The organism is Pseudomonas sp. Leaf58, from assembly GCF_003627215.1.
Classification (GTDB): domain Bacteria; phylum Pseudomonadota; class Gammaproteobacteria; order Pseudomonadales; family Pseudomonadaceae; genus Aquipseudomonas.
Window position 1 is genome coordinate 1,267,429 of the sequence record NZ_CP032677.1, and the last position, 23,567, is coordinate 1,290,995.

Sequence of the window (23,567 nt, forward strand, 5' to 3'; positions counted from 1 at the left end):
AGCTGAATGTCCGCCGTACTCGACACCCCCGTCGCCATCCGGCGGACAGCCATGGACCTGCTCGCGCGACGCGAGCACGGTCGCGTCGAGCTGACGCGCAAATTGCGTCAGCGCGGCGCTTCGGACGAGCTGATCGAGCCTGAGCTCGACCGGCTCGCCGAAGAAGGGCTGCTTAGTGAAGCCCGCTACCTCGAAAGCTTCATTCGCTACCGTTCCAGTTCCGGCTATGGCCCTTTGCGTATCCGCGAGGAGTTAGGCCAGCGCGGTTTGGCGCGTGCTGATATCGAGCAGGCGTTACGCGACAGCGATGTCGATTGGGGTGAGCGTATGGGGGAGGTGTGGCAGCGCAAATTTGCCGGGCAGCGCCCCCTCGACCCCCGCAGCCGCGCCCAACAGACCCGCTTTCTGGCTTACCGGGGTTTCCCCATGGATATGATCGGCCGCCTGCTCAGCGGGCGTGAGCTCGACGATTACTGACTCCCGAACCAATCTTAAACCGCGCAAATCCTTGTAGGAGCGGGCTTGCCCGCGAACACCGGCGCAGCGGGTGCCAGGCACCGTCGGATGTTTCGCGGGCAAGCCCGCTCCCGCAGTGCCAATGGCACAGGTATCAACTGACCTTCAACGCATCCCTGGCCCGCTGCGTGGTATGCATGGGCTGCGGTTTGGCCCAGTTCTCCGGCAGGTTGATAAAGTCGACCAGCTCACGCAAGCGCCCCTGGTCGCGGCCATTAAAGGCAAATGACAAACGCGTCAGGTGGCTGAATTTGCCCACCTCGTGTTCGGCGCTGCTATCCGCTTGTTGGTGATACTTGCCACTCAGGCGCAAGTCGGCAAAGCCTTCCTGGATGTCATACAGCGCCGCCTCGCTAAGCGGGTGGAGCATGCGGATCACGAACTGGCTCTTCAGCCAGCGGCTGGAGTGATAGTTGCTGTAGAACTGGTTAATTTCCTCCACGGCTTCATCGGCGCTGTACACCAAGCGTAACAGCTTCAGGTCGCTGGGCAGGATGTAGCGGTTTTCTTCCAGCTGGCGGCTGATGAAGTCCAGGCAGTCGCGCCAAAAGCTTCCGCCCGGCGAATCGAGCAGCACCACCGGTACCAGCGGGCTCTTGCCGGTCTGGATCAGGGTCAGCACCTCCAGTGCTTCATCCAGGGTGCCGAAGCCGCCTGGGCACAGTACCAAGGCATCGGCTTCCTTGACGAAAAACAGCTTGCGGATGAAGAAGAAATGGAACGGCAGCAGCTTGTCGGTACCGCCCACTGTGGGGTTGGCGTGTTGCTCGAAAGGGAGGGTGATATTGAAACCCAGGCTGTGGTCGCTGCCAGCGCCTTCATGGGCGGCGGCCATGATGCCGCCCCCGGCACCGGTGATGACCATCAGGTCGGAACGCGCCAGGGTAGCTCCAAGCTCTCGTGCCAGGGCGTACATCGGGTGTTCCAGTGGGGTGCGTGCCGAGCCGAACACGGTCACCTTGCGTCGGCCCTTGTAGCGCTCCAGGGTTCGGAACGATTGGTCGAGTTCGCGCAGGGCCTGCAGGGTGATCTTGGCGCTCCAACGGTCGGTGTCGTCATGGGCCATGCGCAGGATGGTCAGCATCATGTCGCGGTACAGCGGCAGGTTGGGGCTGTTTGGCGCCACCAATTGTAATTGTGCGTCGATGTTGCTCAGGTCGATGTTGTTATCGCGGAAGTGGCTGAACAGCAGGTCATTCGATTGGTAAGGCATGCAACGTCTCCTTCTGCATCAATACCTATGACCTCAATCTAGACCCTCGCGCGCGATTGTGCCGGGGCGTTTCGCAGCGCCGCTCGTCGGCACATAGCCACGGGCGATGCGGGTTTGGTTAACTGGAGAAGCGAAACGTGTCGATGCAGGAGGTGGCGGTATGCATCGCTTGATCATCGAGGTGGACCGGCAGCTATACCAGCAGCTGGAAAATGCGGCCCAGGTGCATCACCTGAGCCTTGAGGCCGAGTGCCGACGCCGGTTATCGGGGCTGGAGTGCCAGTCGCGCTACTTGCAGGCGCTGCTGGCAGAGATGCGTGCCGATGCTGCTGAAGGGCGCTGGTGCACCCGGGAGGACGAAAAGGTCTAGCGATTGAGCGCTACCGTTACTTCTTCTTGTTACCGGCCATGCAGCTGGCTTTGTCGAAAGCCTGGTCCATGATCGGCTGGTTGGTCTTGTACACCGTGAAGCGGTAGACCATGACCGCGCCTTTGGACATCAGGTTGCGAAAGCCGGCGTTGCGGCACACGCTGTCACCCAGTTGGCTGCGTACTTGTGCGGGGTTGGCCTGCATACGCTCGGCGTGCTCTTGGCGCACGCTCAGGTGGTTGACCAAGGCCTTGCCTTCCACGGTGTACCCTTGGTCGAGGATATCCTCGTTGATGGCGCGCGGGGTGCCGACACTGCTCTCTTTGGCGACCTTCTGCAGCATGTTGTTGAGGTCGTAATCCTGCTTTGAAGCCGCCTGGGCTGCCAGGGGCAGGGCGAGCAGCAGGCTCAGGGTCGGGACGATAAGGCGCAGCATGAATCTCTCCTGGTTCGATGACTGGCGCTTTGACAGGCGCGGGTCGACGGTGTTCCGTGAAAATCGCGGGCGCGAGATTCGGGCACGGTAAACGTCGATTATAAGGACCGCCTTGCCACCTGCACAGCAATTGCCCCCTGTTCTGGTAGACTGGCGCCCTTGTTTTCTCCGAGTCATCCTTGTGTGCATTCCCAACCTGTTCAGAGGCCTGCCGGCATGAGCCATGCGGTAGCGCGCCTGCGCGCCGAACGCCTGGCCCGCAGTAACAAGCCCTTTATCGCCCGTGGCTCGCGTGCCGAGCGCTGCCCCGATTGCCGGGTTATCGCCACTCATTGTTTGTGTGCCTGGAAGCCCCGGGTGCAGGCTGAGTCGGGCGTATGCCTGCTGATGCACGATACCGAGCCGCTGAAGCCTACCAATACCGGCTGGCTGATCGCCGACCTGATCGAAGACACCTCAGCCTTCGGCTGGCTGCGCACTTCGGTCGACGAACGTTTGCTGGCCTTGCTAAACGACCCGTGCTGGCAGCCTTACATCGTTTTTCCCGGCGAATTCGTTGCCCAGGAGCGGGTAGTCAACGAAGTGGTGCGTGTGCCAGGCAAGCGCCCATTGTTCATCCTGCTGGATGCCACCTGGACCGAAGCCCGCAAGATGTTCCGCAAAAGCCCGTACCTTGAGCGCTTCCCGGTGCTGAGCCTGCAGGCTGAGCAGATGTCCCGCTACCGCCTGCGGCGCTCCAAGCGCGATGATCATTTCTGCACGGCGGAAGTTGCGGCCATGTGCCTGGAGCTGGCGGGCGATACCCACGCCTCGCAGGCGCTAGACGCCTACCTGGACGTGTTCAGCCTGCATTACCTGAGCGGCAAGCGGCGCCTGCCGTTGGACGAGCAGGACGACACCCATCAGCGTTTGCATACCTTCCTATAGTACAAGGGGCACAACCCCTGCTTTGGTTCATAATGACGGGGCTGGCAGCCAGGGTGGGCGAGACGGCGGGGCGATTGGCTTGACCACCCTCGACCGTGCTCGGCATCCTTGGCGCCGATTCCCCGCCGGGCGCTTCCCTTACCCCCGAGCGCCTGGCACAGAACAGGATCCTTAGATCGATGGCCACTTACGAAATCCTGATTGCCGATGACCACCCGCTGTTCCGTGGCGCTCTGCGCCAGGCCGTTACCCTCGGCCTGGGGCCGGATGTGCGCCTGGTCGAAGTTGCAAGCATTGCCGAACTGGAAACCCGCCTGAGCGAAAAAGCCGACTGGGACCTGGTGTTGCTGGACTTGAACATGCCGGGCGCCTACGGTTTTTCTGGGCTGGTACTGTTGCGCGGGCAATACCCGCAAATTCCCGTGGTGATGGTTTCTGCGCAGGAAGAGGCCGCGGTGGTGGTCAAGTCCCGCGAGTTCGGCGCCAGTGGTTTCATTCCCAAGTCCAGCACCCTGGAAGTGATTCAGGATGCGGTGCGCAAGGTGCTCGATGGCGAGGTGTGGTGGCCGCCGCAGGCGTTCGAAAAGGTCGATGTCTCGGCCGAGGCCAAGGCCGCCAGCGAAGGCCTGGCTAGCCTTACACCGCAGCAGTTCCGCGTGTTGACCATGGTCTGCGAAGGCTTGTTGAACAAGCAGATCGCCTATGAGCTGAGTGTGTCGGAAGCGACCATCAAGGCCCACGTGACCGCGATCTTCCGCAAGCTGGGCGTGCGTACCCGGACCCAGGCCGCGCTGCTGCTGCAACAACTTGAATCGGTTGCCAGCAACTGACTGCGCGTGGCTTCACGCTTTTTTGACCCGAGCCGGTCTAGTCTGCTGGCCTTTCTGTTGTGAAGTGACTCACATGACCTCGCCATTCAAAGGCCAGACCGGCCTCAAACGCATCTTCAACGCCGCCGGCTATTCGCTGGACGGCCTGCGCGCCGCCTTCAAGGGCGAGGCCGCGTTCCGCCAACTGGTGCTGCTCAACGTACTGCTGATCCCGATCGCCTTCTGGCTGCCGGTCAGCCGAGCCGAGCGGGCGATCATGGTCGCGGTGTGCCTGCTGGGCTTGATCGTCGAGCTGTTCAACTCGGCGGTGGAAGCGGCCATCGACCGCATTTCGCTGGAGCGCCACCCGCTGTCGAAAAACGCCAAGGACATGGGCAGCGCAGCGCAACTGGTGGCGCTGACCATGGTGGCGCTGGTGTGGGGCGTGATCCTGCTTTAAGCGATTGGCGGCAATACGATCTCATCACTGCGGGTAAAGCCCGCGGTGAAGTTGCGGCACAGCTCAAGAAACTCGCGCATCGCCGAGGTTTGGTACTTCTGCTTGTGCCAAATGAAGTAGAACTGGCGCATCAGGTCCAGTTCGGGGGTTTCCACCGGCACCAGGCTGCCACGGCGGAAAGCGTCACGCAGGGCCAGGCGCGAGATGCAGCCAATGCCCAGGCCCGATTCCACCGCGCGCTTGATCGCTTCGGTGTGCTCCAGCTCCAGGCGGATATTCAGGTTGGCACGGTGGTGGCGCATGGCCTGGTCGAAGGTCAGGCGTGTGCCCGAGCCTTGTTCACGCAGAATCCACGCCTCTTGCGACAGGCTTTCGATGTTGGCACGGCCCAGCTTGGCCAGCGGATGCTGGGGCGCGCAGAACACAACCAGTTCGTCCTCTACCCACGGCTGCACTTCCAGGTCCGGATGGTTGCAGTCGCCTTCGATTAGACCCAGGTCAATTTCGTAGTGTGCGACCTGCTGCACGATATGCGCAGTGTTTTGTACATGCAGCTTTACCTGGCTTTCTGGGTGGGTCTGCATGAAGCTGCCGATCAGCAGGGTAGCCAAATAGTTGCCGATGGTCAGTGTGGCGCCCACTGCCAATGAGCCGAAACCGGACTTGCCGTTGAGCAGGTCTTCGATTTCCTTGGCCTGGTCGAGCAGGGCCACCGCCTGGGGCAATAGTTGATGGCCCAATGCATTGAGGGCCAGGCGCTTGCCGGCTCGGTCGAACAATTGGCAGCTCGATTGCCGCTCCAATTCGGTGATGGAGGTACTGGCTGCCGACTGCGACAAAGCCAGCAGGCTAGCGGCTCGAGAGACGCTTTGATGCTGGGCCACGGCAACGAAGACTTGCAGCTGACGAAGTGTAAATCGCATATCGATATAACCGATAACACATATCTTGATAATCCAGTTAACAGATATTGTCGCTGCCCCTAAACTATCGCGCAACTGTGCGTGTTGCACGCGCTGCGTTTTTCTTCAGGAGCCCCATCGATGAGCAACATGAACCACGAACGTGTCCTCAGTGTGCACCACTGGAACGACACCCTGTTCAGCTTCAAGTGCACCCGCGACCCGGGCTTGCGCTTCGAGAACGGTCAGTTCGTGATGATCGGCCTGCAGCAGGAAAGCGGCCGTCCGCTCATGCGTGCCTATTCCATCGCTTCGCCGAACTGGGAAGAGCATTTGGAGTTCTTCAGCATCAAGGTGCCGGACGGCCCGCTGACCTCCCAGCTGCAACACCTGAAGGAAGGCGATGAGATCATCATTAGCAAAAAGCCTACCGGCACCCTGGTACTCGACGACCTGAACCCAGGCAAGCACCTGTACCTGCTGAGCACCGGCACTGGCCTGGCGCCGTTCATGAGCGTCATCCAGGACCCGGAAACCTACGAGCGCTTTGAAAAAGTGATCCTGGTGCACGGCGTGCGCTACGTGAACGAAGTGGCCTACCGCGAGTTCATCACCGAGCACCTGCCACAGAACGAGTTCTTCGGTGAGTCGGTACGCGACAAGCTGATCTACTACCCAACCGTGACCCGCGAGCCGTTCGAGAACCAGGGGCGCCTGACCGACCTGATGCGCAGCGGCAAGCTGTTCAGCGACATCGGCCTGCCACCGATCAACCCGCAGGACGACCGCGCCATGATCTGCGGCAGCCCGAGCATGCTCGACGAAACCAGTGAAGTGCTGGACAGCTTCGGCCTGAAGATCTCCCCGCGCATGCGTGAGCCGGGTGACTACCTGATCGAGCGTGCCTTCGTCGAGAAGTAAGGCGCTGTCTGGTACAAGAAGGCGACCCTCGGGTCGCCTTTCTTTTGCCTGAAATTATTGCATTGGCTGTTCCGGCACTTTCGCGGGTAAACCCGCTCCTACAGGGTTATCACAAGCCCTGAGGTGTAGCAGCGGATTTGCCCGCGAAGGGGCCAGTGCAGGCAAACCCAGTTTATTCGACGCGCGTTTCACCGCTATATACCAATATCTCCCGGCAGCGCTTGCACAGGTAGCGCCGCCCCTGGCGCACCAACTTGTGCCGTTGCGCGGTAAACGGGAAGTCGCTTTGTGGGCACGGGCAGCGGTAGATGTAACGGGTCACCACGCGCCGTTGCACTTCGTAGTTGTGGCAACGGTTGGGCGGCAGTTCATACACCCCGCGCATGATCAACTGCCACTCTTCGCCATGCGCCTGGATACGGTCGCCGAACAATTGATGGGCCACCAGGTGCGCCACTTCATGGGCCACGGTCTGGCGCAGGAAGTCGTCCTGGTTTTCGCGATACAACTGCAAGTTGAAGCGCAGCAGGTTCTCGTGCAGGTGCGCGACACCGGCCTTTTGCCCGCGCAGCTTGAAACTGACTTGCGGGCGCGGGAAAGGGCGTTTGAAGAAGGTTTCGGCTTGTTGGTAACAGGTTTCGACGCGTTGCTTGAGCAGCTCGGGCATGACGGGATGGTTCTCCTGACCGGGCATTATGCCGCAACCCCTGGCAGCCTGCCGAGCCACCGGTCAGCGCACAGCCAAAGGCCGCCTTGCGGCGGCCCCTGGTTGATATGCCCCAGTGTTGGTTGAGTCTGTTCTAGTTGGTGTAGACGGGCCCCACGCCCAGTCCCCAGATAATCACCGTGGCGGCCATGATCGCCACCAGTACTACAAGGCCCACTGCCAGCACCGAGCTGGAGAACAGGAAGCCTTCGTCGGACGGAATGTTCATGAACGTCGGCAAACCAACGTACAGCAGGTACACCGTGTAGCAAATGGCGGCGGTACCGATCAACATGCCCAGCCACAGGTGTGGGTACAGTGCCGCCAAACCACCGACAAACAGCGGGGTGGCGGTATAAGTGGCAAAGGCGATGCACTGCGCCATGGACGGGCTGGCATCGTAGGTGCGGGCCATCCAGTGGATGAACGCCCCCATTACCGCTACCCCGGCAAGCATCGCCAGGTACGACATGATGCTCATCCAGATAGCGCTTTCCATGGTCAGCATCACTGCCGGCCGGTCGCCGATCACCCAGCCGACCTGGGTGGTACCGATGAACGCCGAAATGGCGGGGATTGCTGCCAGGATCAAGGTGTGCGTCAGGTACATGTGGCTGATGGTTTCTTCTTCGCCACGAATTTCCCGCCATTCCTGGTCGGGATGGGTAAACAGCCCCACAACGTGATGAATCATGCCGGTCACTCCTCTGAATGTTGCCAAACGCCCCCCAGATGGAGCGCAAGCGGCCCGAGGCCGAACACCGAAGCAAGCGGTAATGTGGCCTTATGTCGCAGTATAGGAAGCCGTTACCCGCATAAACCGTGCTTTTTAGAGCAAATTGCGCTTTACGCTGCGCTGTTGATTACCTTGAAGTCTTTATCGGAATGCCTACAGCACCGCCGCGTTTGTGCGTAAAATAGCCGGCTTTTGTCACACCTCGCGGATCCAAGCGCTATGGGCACCCTCTCGGTCAACCAGAACAAACTGCAAAAACGCCTGCGTCGCCTCGCCGGCGAAGCCATCACCGACTACAACATGATCGAGGATGGCGACAAGGTCATGGTCTGCCTGTCCGGCGGCAAGGACAGCTACACCATGCTCGACGTTCTGTTGCACCTGCAGAAGGTGGCACCGATCAATTTCCAGATCGTCGCGGTGAACATGGACCAGAAGCAGCCGGGCTTCCCCGAGCACGTGCTGCCGGCCTATCTCAAGGAACTGGGGGTCGAGTACCACATTGTCGAGAAGGACACTTACTCGGTGGTCAAGGAGCTGGTACCCGAGGGCAAGACCACCTGCTCGCTGTGTTCGCGCCTGCGCCGTGGCACCTTGTACACCTTCGCCGACGAAATCGGCGCGACCAAGATGGCGCTGGGGCACCACCGCGACGACATCGTCGAAACCTTCTTCCTCAACATGTTCTTCAACGGCGCGCTCAAGGGCATGCCGCCGAAGCTGCGCGCCGACGATGGCCGCAACGTGGTGATCCGCCCGCTGGCCTACTGCAGCGAAAAGGACATCCAGGCCTACTCGGACATGAAGGAATTTCCGATCATCCCGTGCAACCTGTGCGGCTCGCAGGAAAACCTGCAGCGTCAGGTGGTCAAGGACATGCTGGTGGAGTGGGAGCGCAAGCACCCAGGCCGCACCGAGAGCATCTTCCGCGCCCTGCAGAACGTGGCGCCGTCGCAGCTGGCTGACCGCAACCTGTTCGACTTCACCAGCCTGAAGATCGACGAAAGCGCCACCCCGCGCTTCCTTGATGTGCTGAACATCTGAGACCATGCGCGATTACCAGTGGCTGCATGCGTATTGCCTGAACCGCTTCGGCTCGGCCCAGGCCCTTGAAGCGTTCCTGCCGCAGCCGCGCACGCCGGCGCAACTGCGTGACATCAGTGATGACCGCTACCTGTCGACCTTGGCCCTGCGCGTGTTCCGCGCCGGGCTCAAGCACAGCCTGGTGGATGCCAAGTGGCCGGCGTTCGAGCAGGTATTCTTCGGCTTCGACCCGGAGAAGGTGGTGCTGATGGGCGCCGAGCACCTGGAACGGTTGATGCACGACGCGCGCATCATCCGCCACCTGGGCAAGCTCAAGAGCGTGCCGCGCAATGCCCAGATGGTGATGGATATCGCAAAAGAGAAGGGCAGCTTCGGCGCGTTCATTGCCGATTGGCCGGTGACCGATATCGTCGGATTGTGGAAGTACCTGGCCAAGCACGGCAATCAGCTGGGTGGCTTGTCGGCGCCGCGGTTTTTGCGCATGGTCGGCAAGGACACGTTCATCCCTACCGATGACATGGCCGCAGCGTTGATTGCGCAGAAGGTGATCGACAAGCAGCCGACCAGCCAGCGTGACCTGGCCTTGGTGCAGCAGGCGTTCAATCAGTGGCACGCGGAGAGTGGGCGGCCGTTGTGCCAGTTGTCGGTGATGCTGGCGCATACCGTCAACCATTGAGATCGCTGGGGCCGCAAAGCGGCCCCGAATTCAATTGCCTTCGCCCGCCAGGCGCCGCTCATGCTGGAACTTCCAGCGCACATACAGCAGCCCGGCAATGAACAGCCCCAGGCTCATCAGTACTTCAACCCAGCCAAGCACCGCCCGCGCCGGGTCGAACGCCGCCAGTACGCCCTTGATGAAATAGATATTCACCACGAAGCAGGTCCAGGCATGCGCCCGGGCACTGCCGGTCAGCATGCCCGGCAGCAACAGCAGCAGCGGCACCAGTTCGATTGCCAGGATCACCGTTACCCGGGCACCGTGCAGGTTGGCGAACCATAGGTTATTCACCACCAGCAGGGCGATCAGGCCAAAGAAGAATGCCAGGCTCAACGCCCGCGTCAGGCGCAGGCGCGGTGCCAGCCATTGCAGCGGCGGCAACACCTTGGGCTTTTTAGCCACGTGCGGCCTCCAGGGCCTTGGCTGTAGTTGCCAGGCGTTGGCCAAGGGCACGGCACAGGGCAATCTCATGGCTATCGAGCTCGCGCTTGCCATCGGCGCCAGCATGATGGCTGGCACCATACGGCGTACCGCCGCCGCGGGTTTCCAGCAAGGCCGACTCGCTGTACGGCAGGCCCATTACCAGCATGCCGTGGTGCATCAGCGGCAGCATCATCGACAATAGGGTGGTTTCCTGGCCACCGTGCAGGCTGGCGGTGGAGGTGAACACGCCCGCCGGCTTGCCGACCAGCTCACCGCCCAGCCACAGGCTGCTGGTGCCATCGAGGAAGTACTTGAGCGGCGCCGCCATGTTGCCGAAGCGGGTTGGGCTGCCCAGCACCAGGCCGGCGCAGTGGCGCAGGTCGTCCAAGGTGGCGTACAGCGCGCCGCTGGCAGGGATGTCCGGGGCTACCGCTTCGCACTCGGTGGAAATCGCCGGCACCGTGCGCAGGCGGGCTTCCATGCCGGCCAGCTCGATGCCGCGGGCGATGTGCCGGGCCATTTCGCTGGTCGAACCGTGGCGGCTGTAATACAGCACCAAGATGTAGGGCGCGCTCACGGTAGGATCTCCAGCACTTTCTCGGGCGGGCGGCCAACCACGGCCTTGTCACCGGCGACCAGGATCGGCCGCTCGATCAACTTGGGGTGCTGTGCCATGGCGTCGATCAGCTGTGCGTCGGTCAGCGCCGGGTCGGCCAGGTTCAGGTCTTTGTACTCGTCCTCGCCGGTACGTAGCAGTTGGCGCGGGGCGATGCCCAGCTTGCCAAGCAGGGCTTTGAGGGTGGCGGCGTCGGGCGGGGTTTCGAGGTAGCGCACGATGGTAGGTGCCAGGCCGCGGGCTTCGAGCAGTTCCAGCGCGCCGCGGGATTTTGAGCAGCGCGGGTTATGATAGAGCGTGAGGTCGGTCATGTCGGGTCGCATCCAGCAGGGTTTGGCGGCTATTCTAACCGCAGCGACTGACCTATTTGCTTGAAAACTCGAGAAGGATTGACCCATGGCAAGGCGTCTGGCAGCAGTACTGGCCATCACCGCAAGCTTGTTGCTCGGTGGTTGCGGTGCCGATTATGGCGTGGACCAACACGGTAATACGGTTAAGGCCGAACAGATCGATGGGCACTGGCTGGTGCTCAACTACTGGGCCGAATGGTGCGGGCCGTGCCGTACCGAAATCCCCGAGCTGAACGCAGCGGCCAAGCAATGGGCAGCTGACGGTATCAAGGTGGTGGGGGTTAACTTCGATGGTTTGCAGGGGCCGGACCTGAAACAGGCAGCCGAAACCCTGGGCATCGGTTTTACCGTGCTGGCGCAGGACCCGGCCGAGCGTTACGACCTGCCCCGCAGTGAGGCGCTACCGGTAACCTACATCATCGATGACAAGGGCAAGGTGCGTGAACAGTTGATGGGCGAGCAGACCCTGGAAGGGCTGCAAACCAAGATCAAGGCCCTGAAAGGCGCCTGACCTGCTGCTAGCTGCAAGCTGCAAGAAGAAGCAGACCGAGCGCTGCCCCGCCTTCTCTTGCAGCTTGCAGCTCTGTCAGCCTTCCTCAGGCCAGAACCGCAGCGGCTTGCCTTCGGCCGGCCAGAAGCGTATCTGCTCCACGGGCGACACGTCCCAGCGCTGCACCGTTTCCAGCGCCTGCAAAAAGCGCTTTTCCTGCTCCATCAACGCCGGTGCGCACAGCTTGCGGGTCTTGCCGACCTTGCCGAAGCTCAGGTGCTCGCCATCCAGCGTGTACGGCGCAAACCAGTGGTTGCAGCCGCCGTTGCCATAGGCACGGCCATCACTGGCCAACGTCAGGGTCAGGTGGCTGTAGTCGATCAGCGGTCGTTCGCCAATCCACTCCAGCACGTAGCTGCGTTCTTGCTGCAGCTTTGAAGGTTGTGCGGCGCAGCCGAGCAGGCCGGTGGCAATCAGCACGCCGGTCAGCAGATTCTTCACTCGGCGCTCTCCTGGCAACGCGGGCACAGGTGTTTGTCGCCACGGCTGGCCCAGCCCAGTTCGGCGATGCGTGCGCTGGCAGCAGGCTGACGGGCTTTTTTGCCCAGCTTGGCGTCCACTGCAAACTCGAAGTCCAGCACGGCATCGCAGCTGTCGCACGCGACTTGCCAGGTGAGGATTTCCAGCTCGTTGAATACCGGGCCGCTGGCCACGGCAACCCACTGGCCGCGCGGGTTGATCAGGTGGCGCACGCTCTCCACGATCAGGCGCATGGACAAGTCCTTGCTGCCCTTCAGGGTGACCAGCAGAGTATCGCCTTTGTGCATCGAACCGCCGTTGCCAGTGACCTGGTAACGGCCCGGTACCAGTGCGCGGCACTCGATCAGGGTGTGTTGCGGGTTGAAAAGGGTGTAGCGGAAATCGTGCTCGACCATGGGTCCTCCAGAAATGCCGCGTATCCTAGCACTAACCCATCACCAGATTCTGTGGATTGCCTGCCGCCCAGCGGTTGATATTGTCCAGCGTGGTCGCGGCGATGGCGTCCAACGCCTCACGGGTGAGGAAGGCTTGGTGGGCGGTGATGATCACGTTGGGGAAGGTCAGCAGGCGGGCCAACACGTCGTCCTGCAGCGGCAGGTCAGAGCGGTCCTCGAAGAACAGCTGGGCTTCTTCTTCATAGACGTCCAGGCCCAGGTAGCCAAGTTGGCCGCTTTTCAGCGCGTCGATCAGCGCCGGGGTGTCGACCAGCGCGCCCCGGCCGGTGTTGATCAGCATGGCGCCGGGTTGTAGTTGCGCCAAGCTTTGCGCATTGATCAGGTGCCGGCTGTGCTCGGTCAGCGGGCAGTGCAGGCTGATGATGCGGGCTTCGCGTAGCAGTTCGGGCAATGGCAGGTAGCGCGCGCCCAGGGCCAGCAGCTCTGGGTTAGGGTAGGGGTCGTAGGCCAGCAACTGGCAACCGAAACCGGCCATGATGCGGGCGAAGGCGGCGCCGATCTGGCCGGTGCCGACCACCCCGACGGTTTTCCCGTGCAGGTCGAAGCCCGTCAACCCGTGCAGGGAAAAGTCACCTTCGCGGGTGCGGTTGTAGGCCCGGTGCAGGCGCCGGTTGAGGGCCAGGATCAGCGCTACGGCGTGTTCGGCTACGGCGTGCGGCGAGTAGGCCGGTACCCGCACTACGGTCAGGTCCAGGCGCTGGGCTGCGGCCAGGTCGACATGGTTGTAGCCGGCCGAACGCAGGGCGATCAGGCGCGTGCCGCCTTCGGCCAGGCGTTGCAGCACCGGGGCGTCGAGTTGGTCATTGATGAAGGCGCAGACCACCTCGTAGCCGTCGGCCAGGGCGGCGGTGTCGAGGGTCAGGCGGGCGGCTTGGAAATGCAAGTCCAGGGCGGTGCCGCTGGCGGCTTGAGTGAAGCTTTCCTGGTCGTAGTGCTGGCTGCTGAACAACAGGGCGCGCATGGTGGGGTTTCCTTTTGCGGTGCATGTCTTGGGGGAGTCAGTGCCTGTGAGATCGAGCGCCGCGCGGGCGGCGCTCGATCTCCCAGCCAACACATCTGTCAAGCCAGCCCCCCAAAGCACTCAGGCGCTCAATCTTGCCTGTGCAGCCAGGCGATTGATTGCCGCATCCAGCTCATCCAATGCTTGCTGCGCCTGAGGGTGTTCCTGCTTGAGCAAGGTCTCGCTGCGCTGGCATGCGGCACGTAGCTGCGGTACGCCGCAATAGCGCGAGGCGCCGTTCAGGCGGTGCACTTGCTCGATCAGCATAGGGCGGTCATCGGCCTCGCGGGCGGCGCGTATGGCTTGGCGGTCGGCGTCCAGCGAGGCCAGCAGCATGCTCAGCATGTCGGCTGCCAGGTCCGCTTTGCCGGCGGCTAGGCGCAGGCCTTCTTCGGGGTCGAGCACCTTCAGTTCGTCGCCACTGGCGGTTTGCTCGGCCAGGCGCTCTGGGTGCGGTGCGCCCAGGCTCAGGCCGGTCCATTTCATCACCACCTGGGCCAGCTGCCGCTCGCTGATCGGCTTGGTCAGGTAGTCATCCATGCCCGCGTGCAGTAGCGCACGCTTCTCGTTGGCCATGGCGTGGGCGGTGAGGGCGACGATCGGCAGCGGGTGGCCGCTTTGGGTGTTTTCCCACAGGCGGATCTGCTCGGTGCACGCGCGGCCGTCCATGCCGGGCATCTGCACGTCCATCAGCACCAGGTCGAAAGGCTCATCCTGTACCGCCTGCACGGCAGCATAACCGTTGTTGACGGCTAGCACCTCGGCGCCCAAGTCTTCGAGCAGGGTCTGCACCAGCAGCAGATTAGCGGCGTTGTCGTCGACGCAGAGCACTTTCGGCTGGCGCCGGCCGTTGACGCTATTCGCCTCGCCCTGCGGGCGGCGCGGTTGCACCAGTTCCAGCAACAGGCGCCGCAGTTTGCGCGTGCAGGTTGGCTTGGACAGCAACTGGCCATGGCCGTTGGGCAGGTACGGGTGGTACAGCGCCTGCTCGGTGGTGGGGCACAGCACCACGCATTGGCAATGGTAGCGTTCGAGCTGCTGGTGGTAATGGCTCAACTGTTCAGGCGACAGGCTGCCCAGGGTGGCCCCAAGCACGGCGAACTCGAACGGCTGGCCGGCCTGGCTGGCGGCTTGTACTGCCTGCAGCAACTGGTCGTAGGAGGCGAACAGGCTGACGCTGAGGCCGCAGTCCTCCAGCTGGTGTTCCAAGGCCTGGCGTGCCAGTTCGTGGCCGTCGACGATGGCCGCACGGCGCCCCAGCAGTGGCTGCAGCGGCAGCTGCTCGACATCGTCGTGGGCCTTGGGCAGGTTAAGGCTGATCCAGAACTGCGAGCCCTCGCCCGGGGTGCTGTCGACGCCAATCTCGCCGCCCATTTGCTCGATCAGGCGCTTGGAAATCACCAGCCCAAGGCCGGTGCCGCCGGGCTGGCGGGCCAACGAGTTGTCGGCCTGGCTGAAGGCCTGGAACAGCGTGCGTACATCCTGCGGCGACAGGCCGATCCCGGTGTCCTGCACACTGATGCGCAGCTGGGCGCTGTCTTCGTGTTCGTCTTCGAGCATGGCCCGCACGACGATGGTGCCTTCACGGGTGAACTTGATTGCGTTGCTGACCAGGTTGGTGAGGATCTGCTTGAGCCGCAACGGGTCGCCAATCAGCGACGACGGGGTGTCGCGGTAAATCAGGCTAAGCAATTCCAGCTGCTTGGCGTGGGCGGCCGGGGCAAGGATGGTGAGGGTGTCCTGGATCAGGTCGCGCAGGTTGAACGGGATGCTGTCGAGCACCAGCTTGCCAGCCTCGATCTTGGAGAAGTCGAGGATCTCGTTGATGATCCCTAGCAGGTTGTCGGCAGACTTTTCGATGGTGTTCAGGTAGTCCAGCTGGCGCGGCGGCAGCTCGCTTTTCTGCAGCAGGTGGGTGAAGCCGAGGATACCGTTGAGCGGCGTGCGGATTTCGTGGCTCATGTTGGCCAGGAATTCCGACTTGATGCGGCTGGCCTCCAGGGCTTCCTTGCGCGCCATGTCCAGCTCGATGTTCTGGATCTCGATGGTTTCCAGGTTCTGGCGCACGTCCTCGGTGGCTTGGTCGATGCTGTGCTGCAGTTCTTCGTGGGCGCTGTGCAGGGTTTCGGCCATGCGGTTGATACCGCGCGCCAGCTCGTCCAGTTCATGGCTCCCCAGCGCTGGCAGGCGGGCGTCCAGGTGGCCGTCCTTGAGCTGGTTGACCGCATGCTTGATGCGCTCGATAGGGTCGTTGATGGTGCGGCTCATGCGCAGTGCCAGCAGGCCACTGAGCACCAGGCAGGCGAGGATCAGCAACAGGCTGGTGAACAGGTTGCGGTAGCCGCGCAGCAACGTGCCGTCGTGGGACAGTTCGATCTCGACCCAGCCCAGCAGGCGCTCGGCTTCGGCCGGCACGGCATCGGTGGCCAGGTCGCGGTGGTGGCCGAACACTGGCATCAGGTAGCGGGTGGCGTCATTGCCGCTACGTTGCAGCAGCTGGGTGCCGCTGCCGCCGCTGGGGGGCTGGTTGAGCATGCTCGGGCCGGCATGGGCCAGGCGCGTGCGGTCCGGGGCCAGGAAGGCGACCGCGCGCACATCGGCTTGTTCCAGGGTTTGCGCGGCAATGCGCTCCAGTTGCGCTGGCGCCAGCTTGGCCATGGCCGGCGCGGCCAGCGGGGCCAGTTGCTCGGCAATCATTTTGCCGCGTTGCAGCAGCTGGGTGCGCAGGTCGTTCTGTTGCAGCCAGGTGAAGTAACTGCCCAGCACCACGGCCATCAGGCCGGCCGGTAGCAGGGCCAGCAGCATGACTCGGCTACGAATTCCCAAGCGATCGAGCACACTCGCCTCCTGTCATGTGCCTGGACGCCGTCAAGTGCTGACGGCCAAGCCGGGAAGTTACTCCGCCTGTCGCGCTATTGCACCTCTTTAGTACGGGTTTTGCGCCTTGGCCGGGGCGTTGGTCGCAGGGCGGTTGCCTGGCAGGTGCTGGATGCTCAATAATCAGGTAATTGAGAATTTATAGCGATTGCCAATGAATCGTGTAGCCATTCACAATTCCAATATCCTTGCTATCGAGGATGACCCGGTCCTCGGTGCCTACCTGCACGAAGAGCTGCAGCGTGGCGGCTTCCAGGTGACCTGGTGTCGCAATGGCCTGGAGGGCCTGGAAACGGCGGGTCGCCAGGCCTTCGATGTGGTGCTCTTGGACATCCTGTTGCCCGGTCTCAACGGCCTGGACGCCTTGGCGCAGTTGCGCCAGCACAGTGCCACGCCGGTGATCCTGATGTCGGCGCTGGGCGCCGAGGCCGACCGTATCAACGGTTTCCAGCGCGGTGCTGACGACTACCTGCCCAAGCCGTTCAGCATCGCCGAGCTGCGGGTGCGCATCGAGGCGATCCTGCGTCGGGTGGCGCTCGAGCGTCGCCATCAAGCGCCGCTGGTACAGGCCGCCTGCGGCGAGCTGCAGTTCGACGAGGGGCTGTGCGACGTACGTCTCGATGGCCGCTTGGCCGGCCTGACCCCCAGCGAGTATCGCCTGCTCGATACCCTGCACCGCAACCTCGACGAGGTGTTGAGCAAGCCGTTCCTTTACCAGCAAGTGCTGCAGCGGGGCTACTCGCGGCATGACCGCAGCCTGGACATGCACGTCAGCCAGATCCGCCGCAAGTTGAAGGGTATCGGCTATCACGAACGGCAGATCCGCACCGTGTGGGGCAAGGGTTACGTGCTCAGTGCCAGCGAGGTGGAGTGACCCATGCTTGACCGCCATTCGCTGTTCTGGAAGCTGGCGATCCTGCTGGTGGGCTTCTGCCTGCTGATGATCGGCCTCAGCTACACTTGGGGCCGGCACATCGAAGCCCAAAACGCATTCCTTTCGGAGCCCGCGCGGCAGGTTTTGCGCGGCTATGCCGCCGAGGCCGAGCACGCCCTGCGCAGCGGCGGACGGGCAGGGCTGGACCAATGGGTGGCGGCGATGCAACAGCGCGAGCGCGGCTGGGTTGGCGTGCTCGACCGCAACCTGTTGCCGCTCGACAGTGCCACCCTAGACCCGCAGATCATGCAGCGCCTGACCCGCCTGCGCGGTGTCGACTGGCCGATGAGCCGGCGCAGCGTCGATCAACCGTGGCTACGCATCCCGTTCCCCGGGGCGCCGGAGCTGGGCATGCTGGTGATCGAGCTGCCGCAGCGGTTCAACCCCGATCAACACCGGTTGCTGTGGCGCATCGTCACCAACGGCATTATCCCTGGCCTGTTCACCTTGCTGCTGTGCGTGGGCCTTTACCGCATGTTGATCGTGCCGCTGAACCAGCTACGCGAGCAGGCCAATGCCTGGCGTGCCGATCAGCTGTCGGCACGCCTCGACTCGCGCACCATCGCCCGGCATGACGAACTGGGCGAGCTGGCCCGCGCCTTCGACCAGATGGCGGAACGGTTGCAGGGCACGGTAGCCATGCAGCAACAACTGCTGCGCGACCTGTCCCACGAAATGCGCACGCCACTCAGCCGACTGCGGGTGGCTTGCGAGGGGGAGGCCGACCTGCAGCGCCTACGCGAACGCCTGTCGCGCGAGGTGGACTGCATGCAGCAACTGGTCGAGGACACCCTGCAGCTGGCCTGGCAGGACGCTGAGCGTGCGCCGATGAACTTGGAGCCGATCGAGGTCCACGCGTTGTGGGAGCTGCTGGCCGAAAATGCCAGCTACGAGAGCGGCTGGTCGCTGGCACGGCTGCGTTGCGAAGTGCCTACCGACTGCTGGGTGCAGGGCAACCTCAACCATCTGGCCCAGGCGCTTGAGAACCTGTTGCGCAATGCCATCCGTCACTCGCCAGCCGAGGGGGTGGTGCGCCTGGGTGGGCAGCGTGAGGGTAGCTACTGGCGGCTGTGGTTGGAAGATGACGGCGGCGGCGTGGCCGAAACGGACCTGGAGCGGATCTTTGCGCCATTTTCGCGGCTGGATGGCTCGCGCCCGGGGGATGGTGGCTTCGGCTTGGGGCTGAGCATCGCCCGCAGCGCCATCCAGCGCCAGGGCGGGACCTTGTGGGCGCAGAACGGCCAACGTGGGCTGCGCTTGTGCATGCGCTTGCCGTTACATGTGCCGGCTATTCCAACAGGTAGAACATTGTTCTCGCGGGCAGTGCGGTACCTGTAGGAGCGGGTTTACCCGCGAAGAGGCCGGCACAGGTCACACCTTTATATCTTGTAGCTATATGCACCACAGATTGCGTGATATGGCCGGCAAGGGTTTGCCGGTATGATAGGCGCCCCTGCCGTCCGGATTGTGAAATACGCCATGACCTTGCAGTACCCAACCATCGCCGATTGCGTCGGCAATACGCCTCTGGTTCGCCTGCAGCGCATTGCTGGCAAAACCAGCAATACCCTCCTGCTCAAGCTCGAAGGTAACAATCCCGCCGGCTCGGTGAAGGACCGCCCGGCATTGTCGATGATCACTCGCGCCGAACTGCGCGGCCAGATCAAGCCCGGCGACACCCTGATCGAAGCCACCTCCGGCAACACCGGTATCGCCCTGGCGATGGCGGCGGCGATCAAGGGTTACAAAATGATCCTGATCATGCCCGACAATTCCACCGCCGAACGCAAGGCTGCCATGACCGCCTACGGCGCCGAGCTGATCCTGGTGACCAAGGAGGAGGGCATGGAAGGCGCCCGTGACTTGGCCGAGAAGCTGCAGGCCGAAGGCCGTGGCCTGGTGCTGGACCAGTTCGCCAACGGCGACAACCCAATTGCCCACTACAACAGCACCGGCCCTGAGATCTGGCAGCAAACCCAGGGCACCATCAGCCATTTCATCAGCTCCATGGGCACCACCGGTACCATCATGGGCTGCTCGCAGTACCTCAAAGAGCAGAACCCGGCGGTGCAGATCATTGGCCTGCAGCCCATGGAAGGCTCGGCCATCCCAGGCATTCGCCGCTGGCCTGAGGAGTACCTGCCGAAGATCTTCGACGCCACCCGCGTCGACCGCGTGGTCGACATGTCGCAGCAGGAAGCCGAAGACATCACCCGCCGCCTTGCCCGTGAAGAGGGCATTTTCTGCGGTGTGTCCTCCGGTGGTGCGGTCGCAGCCATGCTGCGCCTGTCCCGCGAGGTGGAAAATGCCACGATGGTCGCAATCATCTGCGACCGCGGCGACCGTTACCTGTCCACCGGCCTGTTCGACCCGAGCTAAATGTCCAAGAAAAAAAGCAACAGCAGCGGCCTGCGCTTTCAGCCGGCCGGCGGCAACCGCAGCCCCCAGGTACCCGTGGGCAAAAAGCAGCACCTGGAAATCGAGCGCCTGGCCGGTGACGGCAGGGGCATCGCCTTCCACGAAGGGCGCACCTGGTTTGTCAGTGGTGCTTTGGCCGGTGAGGCCGTGGAAGCGCGGGTGCTCAATGCCCGTGGCAAAGTGGTCGAAGCCCGCCTGGAGCGCTTGCTGCAAGCCAGCCCCGAGCGCCGTCAGGCACCGTGCCCGTATTACCAGCGCTGCGGTGGCTGCAACCTGCAGCACCTGCCGCACGAAGCGCAGTTGGCACTTAAGCAGCGCACCCTCGCCGAGCAGCTGCAACGGGTAGCTGGCGTGCAGCCCGAGGAATGGGCTGCACCGCTGAGCGGGCCAGAATTCGGCTACCGGCGCCGCGCCCGGGTGGCAGTGCGCTGGGATGTCAAGGCACGCCAGCTAGAGGTGGGTTTGCGCGCCGAAGCCAGCCAGGACATCATCGCGATCGACGATTGCGCGGTGCTGGTACAGCCCTTGCAATCGATTCTGCGCCACTTGCCGACCGTGCTGCGCACGTTGAGCAAGCCACAGGCGCTGGGCCATGTGGAATTGTTCAGCGGTACCGCCGAGGCGGTGTTGGTGCGCCATGTGGCGCCGCTGCCAGTAGAAGACCTGGCTAAGCTTCAGGCGTTCTGCGAGCAGGCCAATGCCCAACTGTGGCTGCAAGGCGAAGGTGAGCCGGCGCAGGTGGGCCAAGCCGCACCCCTGGGCTTTGCCCTGGCACCGTGGCAGCTGGAACTGGCGTGGCGCCCGGGCGACTTCGTGCAGGTGAACGCACAGGTCAACACGGCGATGATCGAGCAGGCCCTGGCCTGGCTCGCACCGCAGGCCGACGAGCGCGTACTGGACTTGTTCTGCGGCTTGGGCAACTTTGCCCTGCCGCTGGCCCGCCAGGCGCGTGAGGTGGTGGCAGTGGAAGGTGTGCAGGCCATGGTCGATCGAGCCGCGGCCAATGCCCGAAACAACAATGTGCATAACGCACGGTTTTTTCAGGCCGATTTATCGCAGCCTTTGGCTGGCGCCGGATGGGCCGCCGAAGGCTTTTCTGCGGTACTCTTGGATCCACCGCGCGACGGTGCTTTCGAGGTGGTGCAAGGCATCGCCCGCCTCAAGGCCAGCAGACTGGTCTATGTATCGTGCAACCCGGCCACGCTGGCGCGAGACGCCCAGGTGTTGGTCGGCCAGGGGTACCGGTTAAAAAGGGCCGGGATTCTCGACATGTTTCCTCAGACGGCGCATGTCGAGGCCATGGCGTTATTCGAAGCGGGCTAGCTGACTGGCCCCTTGGTGCGGCTTCCACGGAATGGCGGCCGTACGGTGATCGCCAGCGCAGCCATAAGAGCTGCGCTGTATGGAAAGGTAAAAAAAGATGGTACAGGTGAGAGTGCACCAGCCGGTCAACACCGACGGCAGTATCAATCTCGAAGCATGGTTGGACCATGTGGTAAGCGTCGATTCGGCACTGGATCGCGCAGCGCTGAAAGAAGCCTGCGAGTTTGCCCATGAGGTCGAGAGAAAGGGTAACCCGGCCAAGCATTCCTGGGCGGACGGTACCTCCAGCTTCCAGGCAGGTTTGGAGATCGCCGAAATACTCGCCGACCTCAAGCTCGATCAGGACTCCCTGGTGGCAGCGGTTATCTACCGATCGGTGCGCGAGGGCAAGGTGACGTTGGCTGAGGTCAGCCAGCGGTTTGGCCCGGTGGTGTCCAAGCTGATCGACGGCGTGCTGCGCATGGCCGCTATCAGCGCCAGCCTCAGCCCACGGCAGTCGCTGGTGCTGGGCTCGCAGGCGCAGGTCGAAAACCTGCGCAAGATGCTCGTGGCCATGGTCGACGACGTGCGCGTGGCGCTGATCAAGCTGGCTGAGCGCACCTGCGCGATCCGTGCGGTCAAGGCCGCCGACGACGAGAAACGCCTGCGCGTCGCGCGCGAGGTGGCTGACATCTATGCGCCGCTGGCGCACCGCCTGGGTATTGGCCACATCAAGTGGGAGCTGGAGGACCTGTCCTTCCGCTACCTTGAACCCGACCAGTACAAGCAAATCGCCAAGCTGCTGCACGAGCGCCGGCTGGACCGCGAGCGCTTCATCAGCGACGTGATGAACCAGCTGCAGAACGAGCTGTTAGCCACCGGCGTTAACGCAGATATCAGCGGCCGGGCGAAACATATCTATTCGATCTGGCGCAAGATGCAGCGCAAGGGCCTGGAGTTCAGCCAAATCTACGACGTGCGTGCGGTGCGCGTGCTGGTGCCGGAAATCCGCGACTGCTACACCGCGCTGGGTATCGTGCACACCCTGTGGCGGCACATCCCCAAGGAGTTTGACGACTACATCGCCAACCCCAAGGAAAACGGCTATCGCTCGCTGCACACCGCAGTGATCGGCCCCGAGGGCAAGGTGCTGGAGGTGCAGATCCGCACCCATGGCATGCACGAGGAAGCCGAGCTGGGGGTTTGCGCCCACTGGCGCTACAAGGGCACCGACGTCAAGCCCAGCTCCAACCATTACGAAGAAAAGATCTCCTGGCTGCGCCAAGTGCTGGAATGGCACGAAGAACTGGGCGACATCGGTGGCTTGGCCGAGCAGTTGCGGGTGGATATCGAGCCCGACCGGGTCTACGTATTTACCCCCGACGGCCACGCCATCGACCTGCCCAAAGGCGCTACGCCGCTGGACTTCGCCTACCGCGTGCACACCGAAATTGGCCACAACTGCCGCGGTGCCAAGATCAACGGGCGCATCGTGCCGCTCAACTACAGTTTGCAGACCGGCGAGCAGGTCGAGATCATCACCAGCAAGCACGGCAACCCTAGCCGTGACTGGTTGAACTCCAACCTGGGCTACGTCACTACCTCGCGGGCGCGGGCCAAGATCGTGCACTGGTTCAAGTTGCAGGCACGTGACCAGAACGTCGCTGCCGGCAAGACCTTGCTCGAACGCGAGCTCAGCCGCCTGGGCCTGCCGCAAGTGGACTTTGAGCGCCTGGCCGAGAAAACCAACGTCAAGACCGCCGAGGACATGTTCGCCTCGCTGGGTGCCGGCGACCTGCGCCTGGCCCACTTGGTCAACGCCGCCCAGCAGTTGCTGGAGCCCGAGCGCATCGAGCAGATCGAACTGGTACCGCGCAAGCCTACCGGGCCGCGGACTGGCAAGCGTGGTGACATCCAGATTCAGGGTGTCGGCAACCTGCTGACGCAGATGGCCGGCTGCTGCCAGCCGCTGCCGGGTGACGCCATCGTCGGCTATATCACCCAAGGCCGAGGCGTGAGCATTCACCGCCAGGACTGCGCCTCGGCGTTGCAGTTGGCGGGCAAGGAGCCGGAGCGCATGATCCAGGTCAGCTGGGGGCCGATCCCGGTGCAGACCTACCCGGTCGACATCGTCATCCGTGCCTACGACCGCCCGGGCCTGCTGCGCGACGTGTCGCAGGTGCTGCTGAACGAGAAGATCAACGTGCTAGCGGTGAATACCCGCTCGAACAAGGAAGACAACACCGCACTGATGTCGCTGACCATCGAGATTCCAGGCCTGGACGCGCTGGGGCGCCTGCTGGGGCGTATCTCGCAGTTGCCGAACATCATCGAAACGCGGCGTAATCGTACCCCTTGACACCGCGGCGCCGGCTTCGCGGGCTTGCCCGCTCCCACAGGATGG

General features: G+C 62.9%; 26 protein-coding genes. 14 read left to right on the plus strand and 12 right to left on the minus strand.

What is annotated here, in order from left to right; translation table 11 throughout:
- Positions 1 to 6 precede the first annotated feature (6 nt).
- Positions 7 to 477, plus strand: a complete 471-nt coding sequence (gene recX, locus DV532_RS05905; protein WP_056796482.1) for a recombination regulator RecX — start codon at positions 7 to 9, stop codon at positions 475 to 477.
- A gap of 133 nt (positions 478 to 610) precedes the next feature.
- On the opposite strand, the gene DV532_RS05910 is transcribed toward recX, so the two are convergent.
- Positions 611 to 1,729: an LOG family protein gene (locus DV532_RS05910; RefSeq protein ID WP_056796485.1), complete on the minus strand. Its 1,119-nt coding sequence runs from the start codon at positions 1,727 to 1,729 to the stop codon at positions 611 to 613.
- A 160-nt stretch (positions 1,730 to 1,889) separates the two neighbouring features.
- On the opposite strand from DV532_RS05910, the gene DV532_RS05915 reads away from it, so the two are divergent.
- Positions 1,890 to 2,099, plus strand: a complete 210-nt coding sequence (locus tag DV532_RS05915; RefSeq protein WP_056796488.1) for a hypothetical protein — start codon at positions 1,890 to 1,892, stop codon at positions 2,097 to 2,099.
- Between the two features lie 16 nt (positions 2,100 to 2,115).
- Here DV532_RS05915 and DV532_RS05920 read toward each other — a convergent pair whose 3' ends face one another.
- Positions 2,116 to 2,535 carry a quorum-sensing-regulated virulence factor family protein gene (locus DV532_RS05920; RefSeq protein ID WP_056796490.1) on the minus strand — a complete coding sequence of 140 codons (420 nt, stop codon included), beginning with the start codon at positions 2,533 to 2,535 and terminating at the stop codon, positions 2,116 to 2,118.
- 216 nt (positions 2,536 to 2,751) lie between these two features.
- Between DV532_RS05920 and DV532_RS05925 the strand changes: the two genes are divergently transcribed.
- The 3 genes from DV532_RS05925 (at position 2,752) to DV532_RS05935 (ending at position 4,731) form a co-directional block, all read left to right on the plus strand.
- Positions 2,752 to 3,462 (plus strand): tRNA-uridine aminocarboxypropyltransferase, encoded by a 711-nt coding sequence (locus tag DV532_RS05925; protein WP_056796493.1) that lies wholly within the window; start codon positions 2,752 to 2,754, stop codon positions 3,460 to 3,462.
- Between the two features lie 179 nt (positions 3,463 to 3,641).
- A complete protein-coding gene (gene erdR / locus DV532_RS05930; RefSeq protein WP_003252375.1) occupies positions 3,642 to 4,292 on the plus strand; it encodes a response regulator transcription factor ErdR in 651 nt (216 codons plus the stop codon).
- A gap of 73 nt (positions 4,293 to 4,365) precedes the next feature.
- On the plus strand, positions 4,366 to 4,731 hold the full coding sequence (locus DV532_RS05935) for a diacylglycerol kinase (protein ID WP_056796496.1): 366 nt from the start codon (positions 4,366 to 4,368) through the stop codon (positions 4,729 to 4,731).
- Here DV532_RS05935 and finR read toward each other — a convergent pair.
- On the minus strand, positions 4,728 to 5,654 hold the full coding sequence (finR, locus tag DV532_RS05940; RefSeq protein ID WP_056796498.1) for a LysR family transcriptional regulator FinR: 927 nt from the start codon (positions 5,652 to 5,654) through the stop codon (positions 4,728 to 4,730). The two genes, DV532_RS05935 and finR, sit on opposite strands and share 4 nt — an antisense overlap.
- Positions 5,655 to 5,774: 120 nt before the next feature.
- Here finR and fpr point away from each other — a divergent pair, with 120 nt between their 5' ends.
- Entirely contained in the window at positions 5,775 to 6,554 is a 780-nt protein-coding gene (gene fpr, locus DV532_RS05945) for a ferredoxin-NADP reductase (RefSeq protein ID WP_004375483.1), read from the plus strand.
- A 172-nt stretch (positions 6,555 to 6,726) separates the two neighbouring features.
- Here fpr and DV532_RS05950 read toward each other — a convergent pair whose 3' ends face one another.
- Positions 6,727 to 7,221: a SprT family zinc-dependent metalloprotease gene (locus DV532_RS05950; RefSeq protein WP_056796500.1), complete on the minus strand. Its 495-nt coding sequence runs from the start codon at positions 7,219 to 7,221 to the stop codon at positions 6,727 to 6,729.
- 133 nt (positions 7,222 to 7,354) lie between these two features.
- A complete protein-coding gene (locus DV532_RS05955) occupies positions 7,355 to 7,954 on the minus strand; it encodes a Yip1 family protein (protein ID WP_056796503.1) in 600 nt (199 codons plus the stop codon).
- 261 nt (positions 7,955 to 8,215) lie between these two features.
- Here DV532_RS05955 and ttcA point away from each other — a divergent pair, with 261 nt between their 5' ends.
- Both ttcA and DV532_RS05965 read left to right on the plus strand, forming a co-directional pair.
- Positions 8,216 to 9,040: a tRNA 2-thiocytidine(32) synthetase TtcA gene (gene ttcA / locus DV532_RS05960; RefSeq protein ID WP_056796506.1), complete on the plus strand. Its 825-nt coding sequence runs from the start codon at positions 8,216 to 8,218 to the stop codon at positions 9,038 to 9,040.
- A gap of 4 nt (positions 9,041 to 9,044) precedes the next feature.
- Entirely contained in the window at positions 9,045 to 9,716 is a 672-nt protein-coding gene (locus tag DV532_RS05965; protein WP_056796509.1) for a DNA-3-methyladenine glycosylase I, read from the plus strand.
- Between the two features lie 30 nt (positions 9,717 to 9,746).
- Here DV532_RS05965 and DV532_RS05970 read toward each other — a convergent pair whose 3' ends face one another.
- The 3 genes from DV532_RS05970 to arsC are packed head-to-tail and all read right to left on the minus strand — an operon-like array spanning position 9,747 to position 11,108.
- Positions 9,747 to 10,160, minus strand: a complete 414-nt coding sequence (locus DV532_RS05970; protein WP_056796510.1) for a DUF2069 domain-containing protein — start codon at positions 10,158 to 10,160, stop codon at positions 9,747 to 9,749.
- The gene (gene wrbA / locus DV532_RS05975; RefSeq protein WP_056796513.1) at positions 10,153 to 10,758 is read right to left on the minus strand and encodes an NAD(P)H:quinone oxidoreductase; all 606 of its coding nucleotides are present in this window, start codon (positions 10,756 to 10,758) and stop codon (positions 10,153 to 10,155) included. The genes DV532_RS05970 and wrbA overlap by 8 nt, the downstream gene beginning before the upstream one ends.
- Positions 10,755 to 11,108, minus strand: coding sequence for an arsenate reductase (glutaredoxin) (arsC, locus tag DV532_RS05980; RefSeq protein WP_056796514.1), 354 nt, complete (start codon positions 11,106 to 11,108; stop codon positions 10,755 to 10,757). The genes wrbA and arsC overlap by 4 nt, the downstream gene beginning before the upstream one ends.
- Positions 11,109 to 11,193: 85 nt before the next feature.
- Between arsC and DV532_RS05985 the strand changes: the two genes are divergently transcribed.
- The gene (locus DV532_RS05985; RefSeq protein WP_056796518.1) at positions 11,194 to 11,658 is read left to right on the plus strand and encodes a TlpA disulfide reductase family protein; all 465 of its coding nucleotides are present in this window, start codon (positions 11,194 to 11,196) and stop codon (positions 11,656 to 11,658) included.
- 75 nt (positions 11,659 to 11,733) lie between these two features.
- On the opposite strand, the gene DV532_RS05990 is transcribed toward DV532_RS05985, so the two are convergent.
- From DV532_RS05990 to DV532_RS06005, 4 genes are all read right to left on the minus strand, one after another.
- A complete protein-coding gene (locus DV532_RS05990) occupies positions 11,734 to 12,138 on the minus strand; it encodes an META domain-containing protein (RefSeq protein ID WP_056796520.1) in 405 nt (134 codons plus the stop codon).
- Complete coding sequence (locus tag DV532_RS05995; protein WP_056796522.1) at positions 12,135 to 12,572, minus strand: hypothetical protein; 438 nt, start codon at positions 12,570 to 12,572, stop codon at positions 12,135 to 12,137. Before DV532_RS05995 ends, DV532_RS05990 begins: the two co-directional genes overlap by 4 nt.
- Positions 12,573 to 12,603: 31 nt before the next feature.
- A complete protein-coding gene (locus DV532_RS06000; RefSeq protein ID WP_056796526.1) occupies positions 12,604 to 13,593 on the minus strand; it encodes a 2-hydroxyacid dehydrogenase in 990 nt (329 codons plus the stop codon).
- A 120-nt stretch (positions 13,594 to 13,713) separates the two neighbouring features.
- Positions 13,714 to 16,470, minus strand: a complete 2,757-nt coding sequence (locus DV532_RS06005) for a response regulator (RefSeq protein ID WP_056796529.1) — start codon at positions 16,468 to 16,470, stop codon at positions 13,714 to 13,716.
- Positions 16,471 to 16,663: 193 nt separating this feature from the next.
- On the opposite strand from DV532_RS06005, the gene DV532_RS06010 reads away from it, so the two are divergent.
- The 5 genes from DV532_RS06010 to relA all read left to right on the plus strand — a co-directional run bounded on the left by DV532_RS06010 (position 16,664) and on the right by relA (position 23,522).
- Complete coding sequence (locus tag DV532_RS06010; RefSeq protein WP_056796531.1) at positions 16,664 to 17,383, plus strand: response regulator transcription factor; 720 nt, start codon at positions 16,664 to 16,666, stop codon at positions 17,381 to 17,383.
- Between the two features lie 3 nt (positions 17,384 to 17,386).
- Positions 17,387 to 18,781 (plus strand): cell wall metabolism sensor histidine kinase WalK, encoded by a 1,395-nt coding sequence (locus DV532_RS06015; RefSeq protein WP_056796533.1) that lies wholly within the window; start codon positions 17,387 to 17,389, stop codon positions 18,779 to 18,781.
- Positions 18,782 to 18,922: 141 nt separating this feature from the next.
- A complete protein-coding gene (gene cysM, locus DV532_RS06020) occupies positions 18,923 to 19,822 on the plus strand; it encodes a cysteine synthase CysM (protein ID WP_056796536.1) in 900 nt (299 codons plus the stop codon).
- A complete protein-coding gene (rlmD, locus tag DV532_RS06025) occupies positions 19,823 to 21,184 on the plus strand; it encodes a 23S rRNA (uracil(1939)-C(5))-methyltransferase RlmD (RefSeq protein WP_056796537.1) in 1,362 nt (453 codons plus the stop codon).
- Positions 21,185 to 21,281: 97 nt separating this feature from the next.
- Positions 21,282 to 23,522: a GTP diphosphokinase gene (relA, locus tag DV532_RS06030; protein WP_056796540.1), complete on the plus strand. Its 2,241-nt coding sequence runs from the start codon at positions 21,282 to 21,284 to the stop codon at positions 23,520 to 23,522.
- Positions 23,523 to 23,567: the final 45 nt, after the last annotated feature.

Bases quoted from the DNA above. Each gene is read 5' to 3' on its own strand.
- recX (WP_056796482.1), top strand. From the start codon at position 7: ATGTCCGCCGTACTCGACACCCCCGTCGCCATCCGGCGGACAGCCATG.
- DV532_RS05910 (WP_056796485.1), bottom strand. From the start codon at position 1,729: ATGCCTTACCAATCGAATGACCTGCTGTTCAGCCACTTCCGCGATAAC.
- DV532_RS05915 (WP_056796488.1), top strand. From the start codon at position 1,890: ATGCATCGCTTGATCATCGAGGTGGACCGGCAGCTATACCAGCAGCTG.
- DV532_RS05920 (WP_056796490.1), bottom strand. From the start codon at position 2,535: ATGCTGCGCCTTATCGTCCCGACCCTGAGCCTGCTGCTCGCCCTGCCC.
- DV532_RS05925 (WP_056796493.1), top strand. From the start codon at position 2,752: ATGAGCCATGCGGTAGCGCGCCTGCGCGCCGAACGCCTGGCCCGCAGT.
- erdR (WP_003252375.1), top strand. From the start codon at position 3,642: ATGGCCACTTACGAAATCCTGATTGCCGATGACCACCCGCTGTTCCGT.
- DV532_RS05935 (WP_056796496.1), top strand. From the start codon at position 4,366: ATGACCTCGCCATTCAAAGGCCAGACCGGCCTCAAACGCATCTTCAAC.
- finR (WP_056796498.1), bottom strand. From the start codon at position 5,654: ATGCGATTTACACTTCGTCAGCTGCAAGTCTTCGTTGCCGTGGCCCAG.
- fpr (WP_004375483.1), top strand. From the start codon at position 5,775: ATGAGCAACATGAACCACGAACGTGTCCTCAGTGTGCACCACTGGAAC.
- DV532_RS05950 (WP_056796500.1), bottom strand. From the start codon at position 7,221: ATGCCCGAGCTGCTCAAGCAACGCGTCGAAACCTGTTACCAACAAGCC.
- DV532_RS05955 (WP_056796503.1), bottom strand. From the start codon at position 7,954: ATGATTCATCACGTTGTGGGGCTGTTTACCCATCCCGACCAGGAATGG.
- ttcA (WP_056796506.1), top strand. From the start codon at position 8,216: ATGGGCACCCTCTCGGTCAACCAGAACAAACTGCAAAAACGCCTGCGT.
- DV532_RS05965 (WP_056796509.1), top strand. From the start codon at position 9,045: ATGCGCGATTACCAGTGGCTGCATGCGTATTGCCTGAACCGCTTCGGC.
- arsC (WP_056796514.1), bottom strand. From the start codon at position 11,108: ATGACCGACCTCACGCTCTATCATAACCCGCGCTGCTCAAAATCCCGC.
- DV532_RS05985 (WP_056796518.1), top strand. From the start codon at position 11,194: ATGGCAAGGCGTCTGGCAGCAGTACTGGCCATCACCGCAAGCTTGTTG.
- DV532_RS05995 (WP_056796522.1), bottom strand. From the start codon at position 12,572: ATGGTCGAGCACGATTTCCGCTACACCCTTTTCAACCCGCAACACACC.
- DV532_RS06000 (WP_056796526.1), bottom strand. From the start codon at position 13,593: ATGCGCGCCCTGTTGTTCAGCAGCCAGCACTACGACCAGGAAAGCTTC.
- DV532_RS06010 (WP_056796531.1), top strand. From the start codon at position 16,664: ATGAATCGTGTAGCCATTCACAATTCCAATATCCTTGCTATCGAGGAT.
- DV532_RS06015 (WP_056796533.1), top strand. From the start codon at position 17,387: ATGCTTGACCGCCATTCGCTGTTCTGGAAGCTGGCGATCCTGCTGGTG.
- cysM (WP_056796536.1), top strand. From the start codon at position 18,923: ATGACCTTGCAGTACCCAACCATCGCCGATTGCGTCGGCAATACGCCT.
- rlmD (WP_056796537.1), top strand. From the start codon at position 19,823: ATGTCCAAGAAAAAAAGCAACAGCAGCGGCCTGCGCTTTCAGCCGGCC.
- relA (WP_056796540.1), top strand. From the start codon at position 21,282: ATGGTACAGGTGAGAGTGCACCAGCCGGTCAACACCGACGGCAGTATC.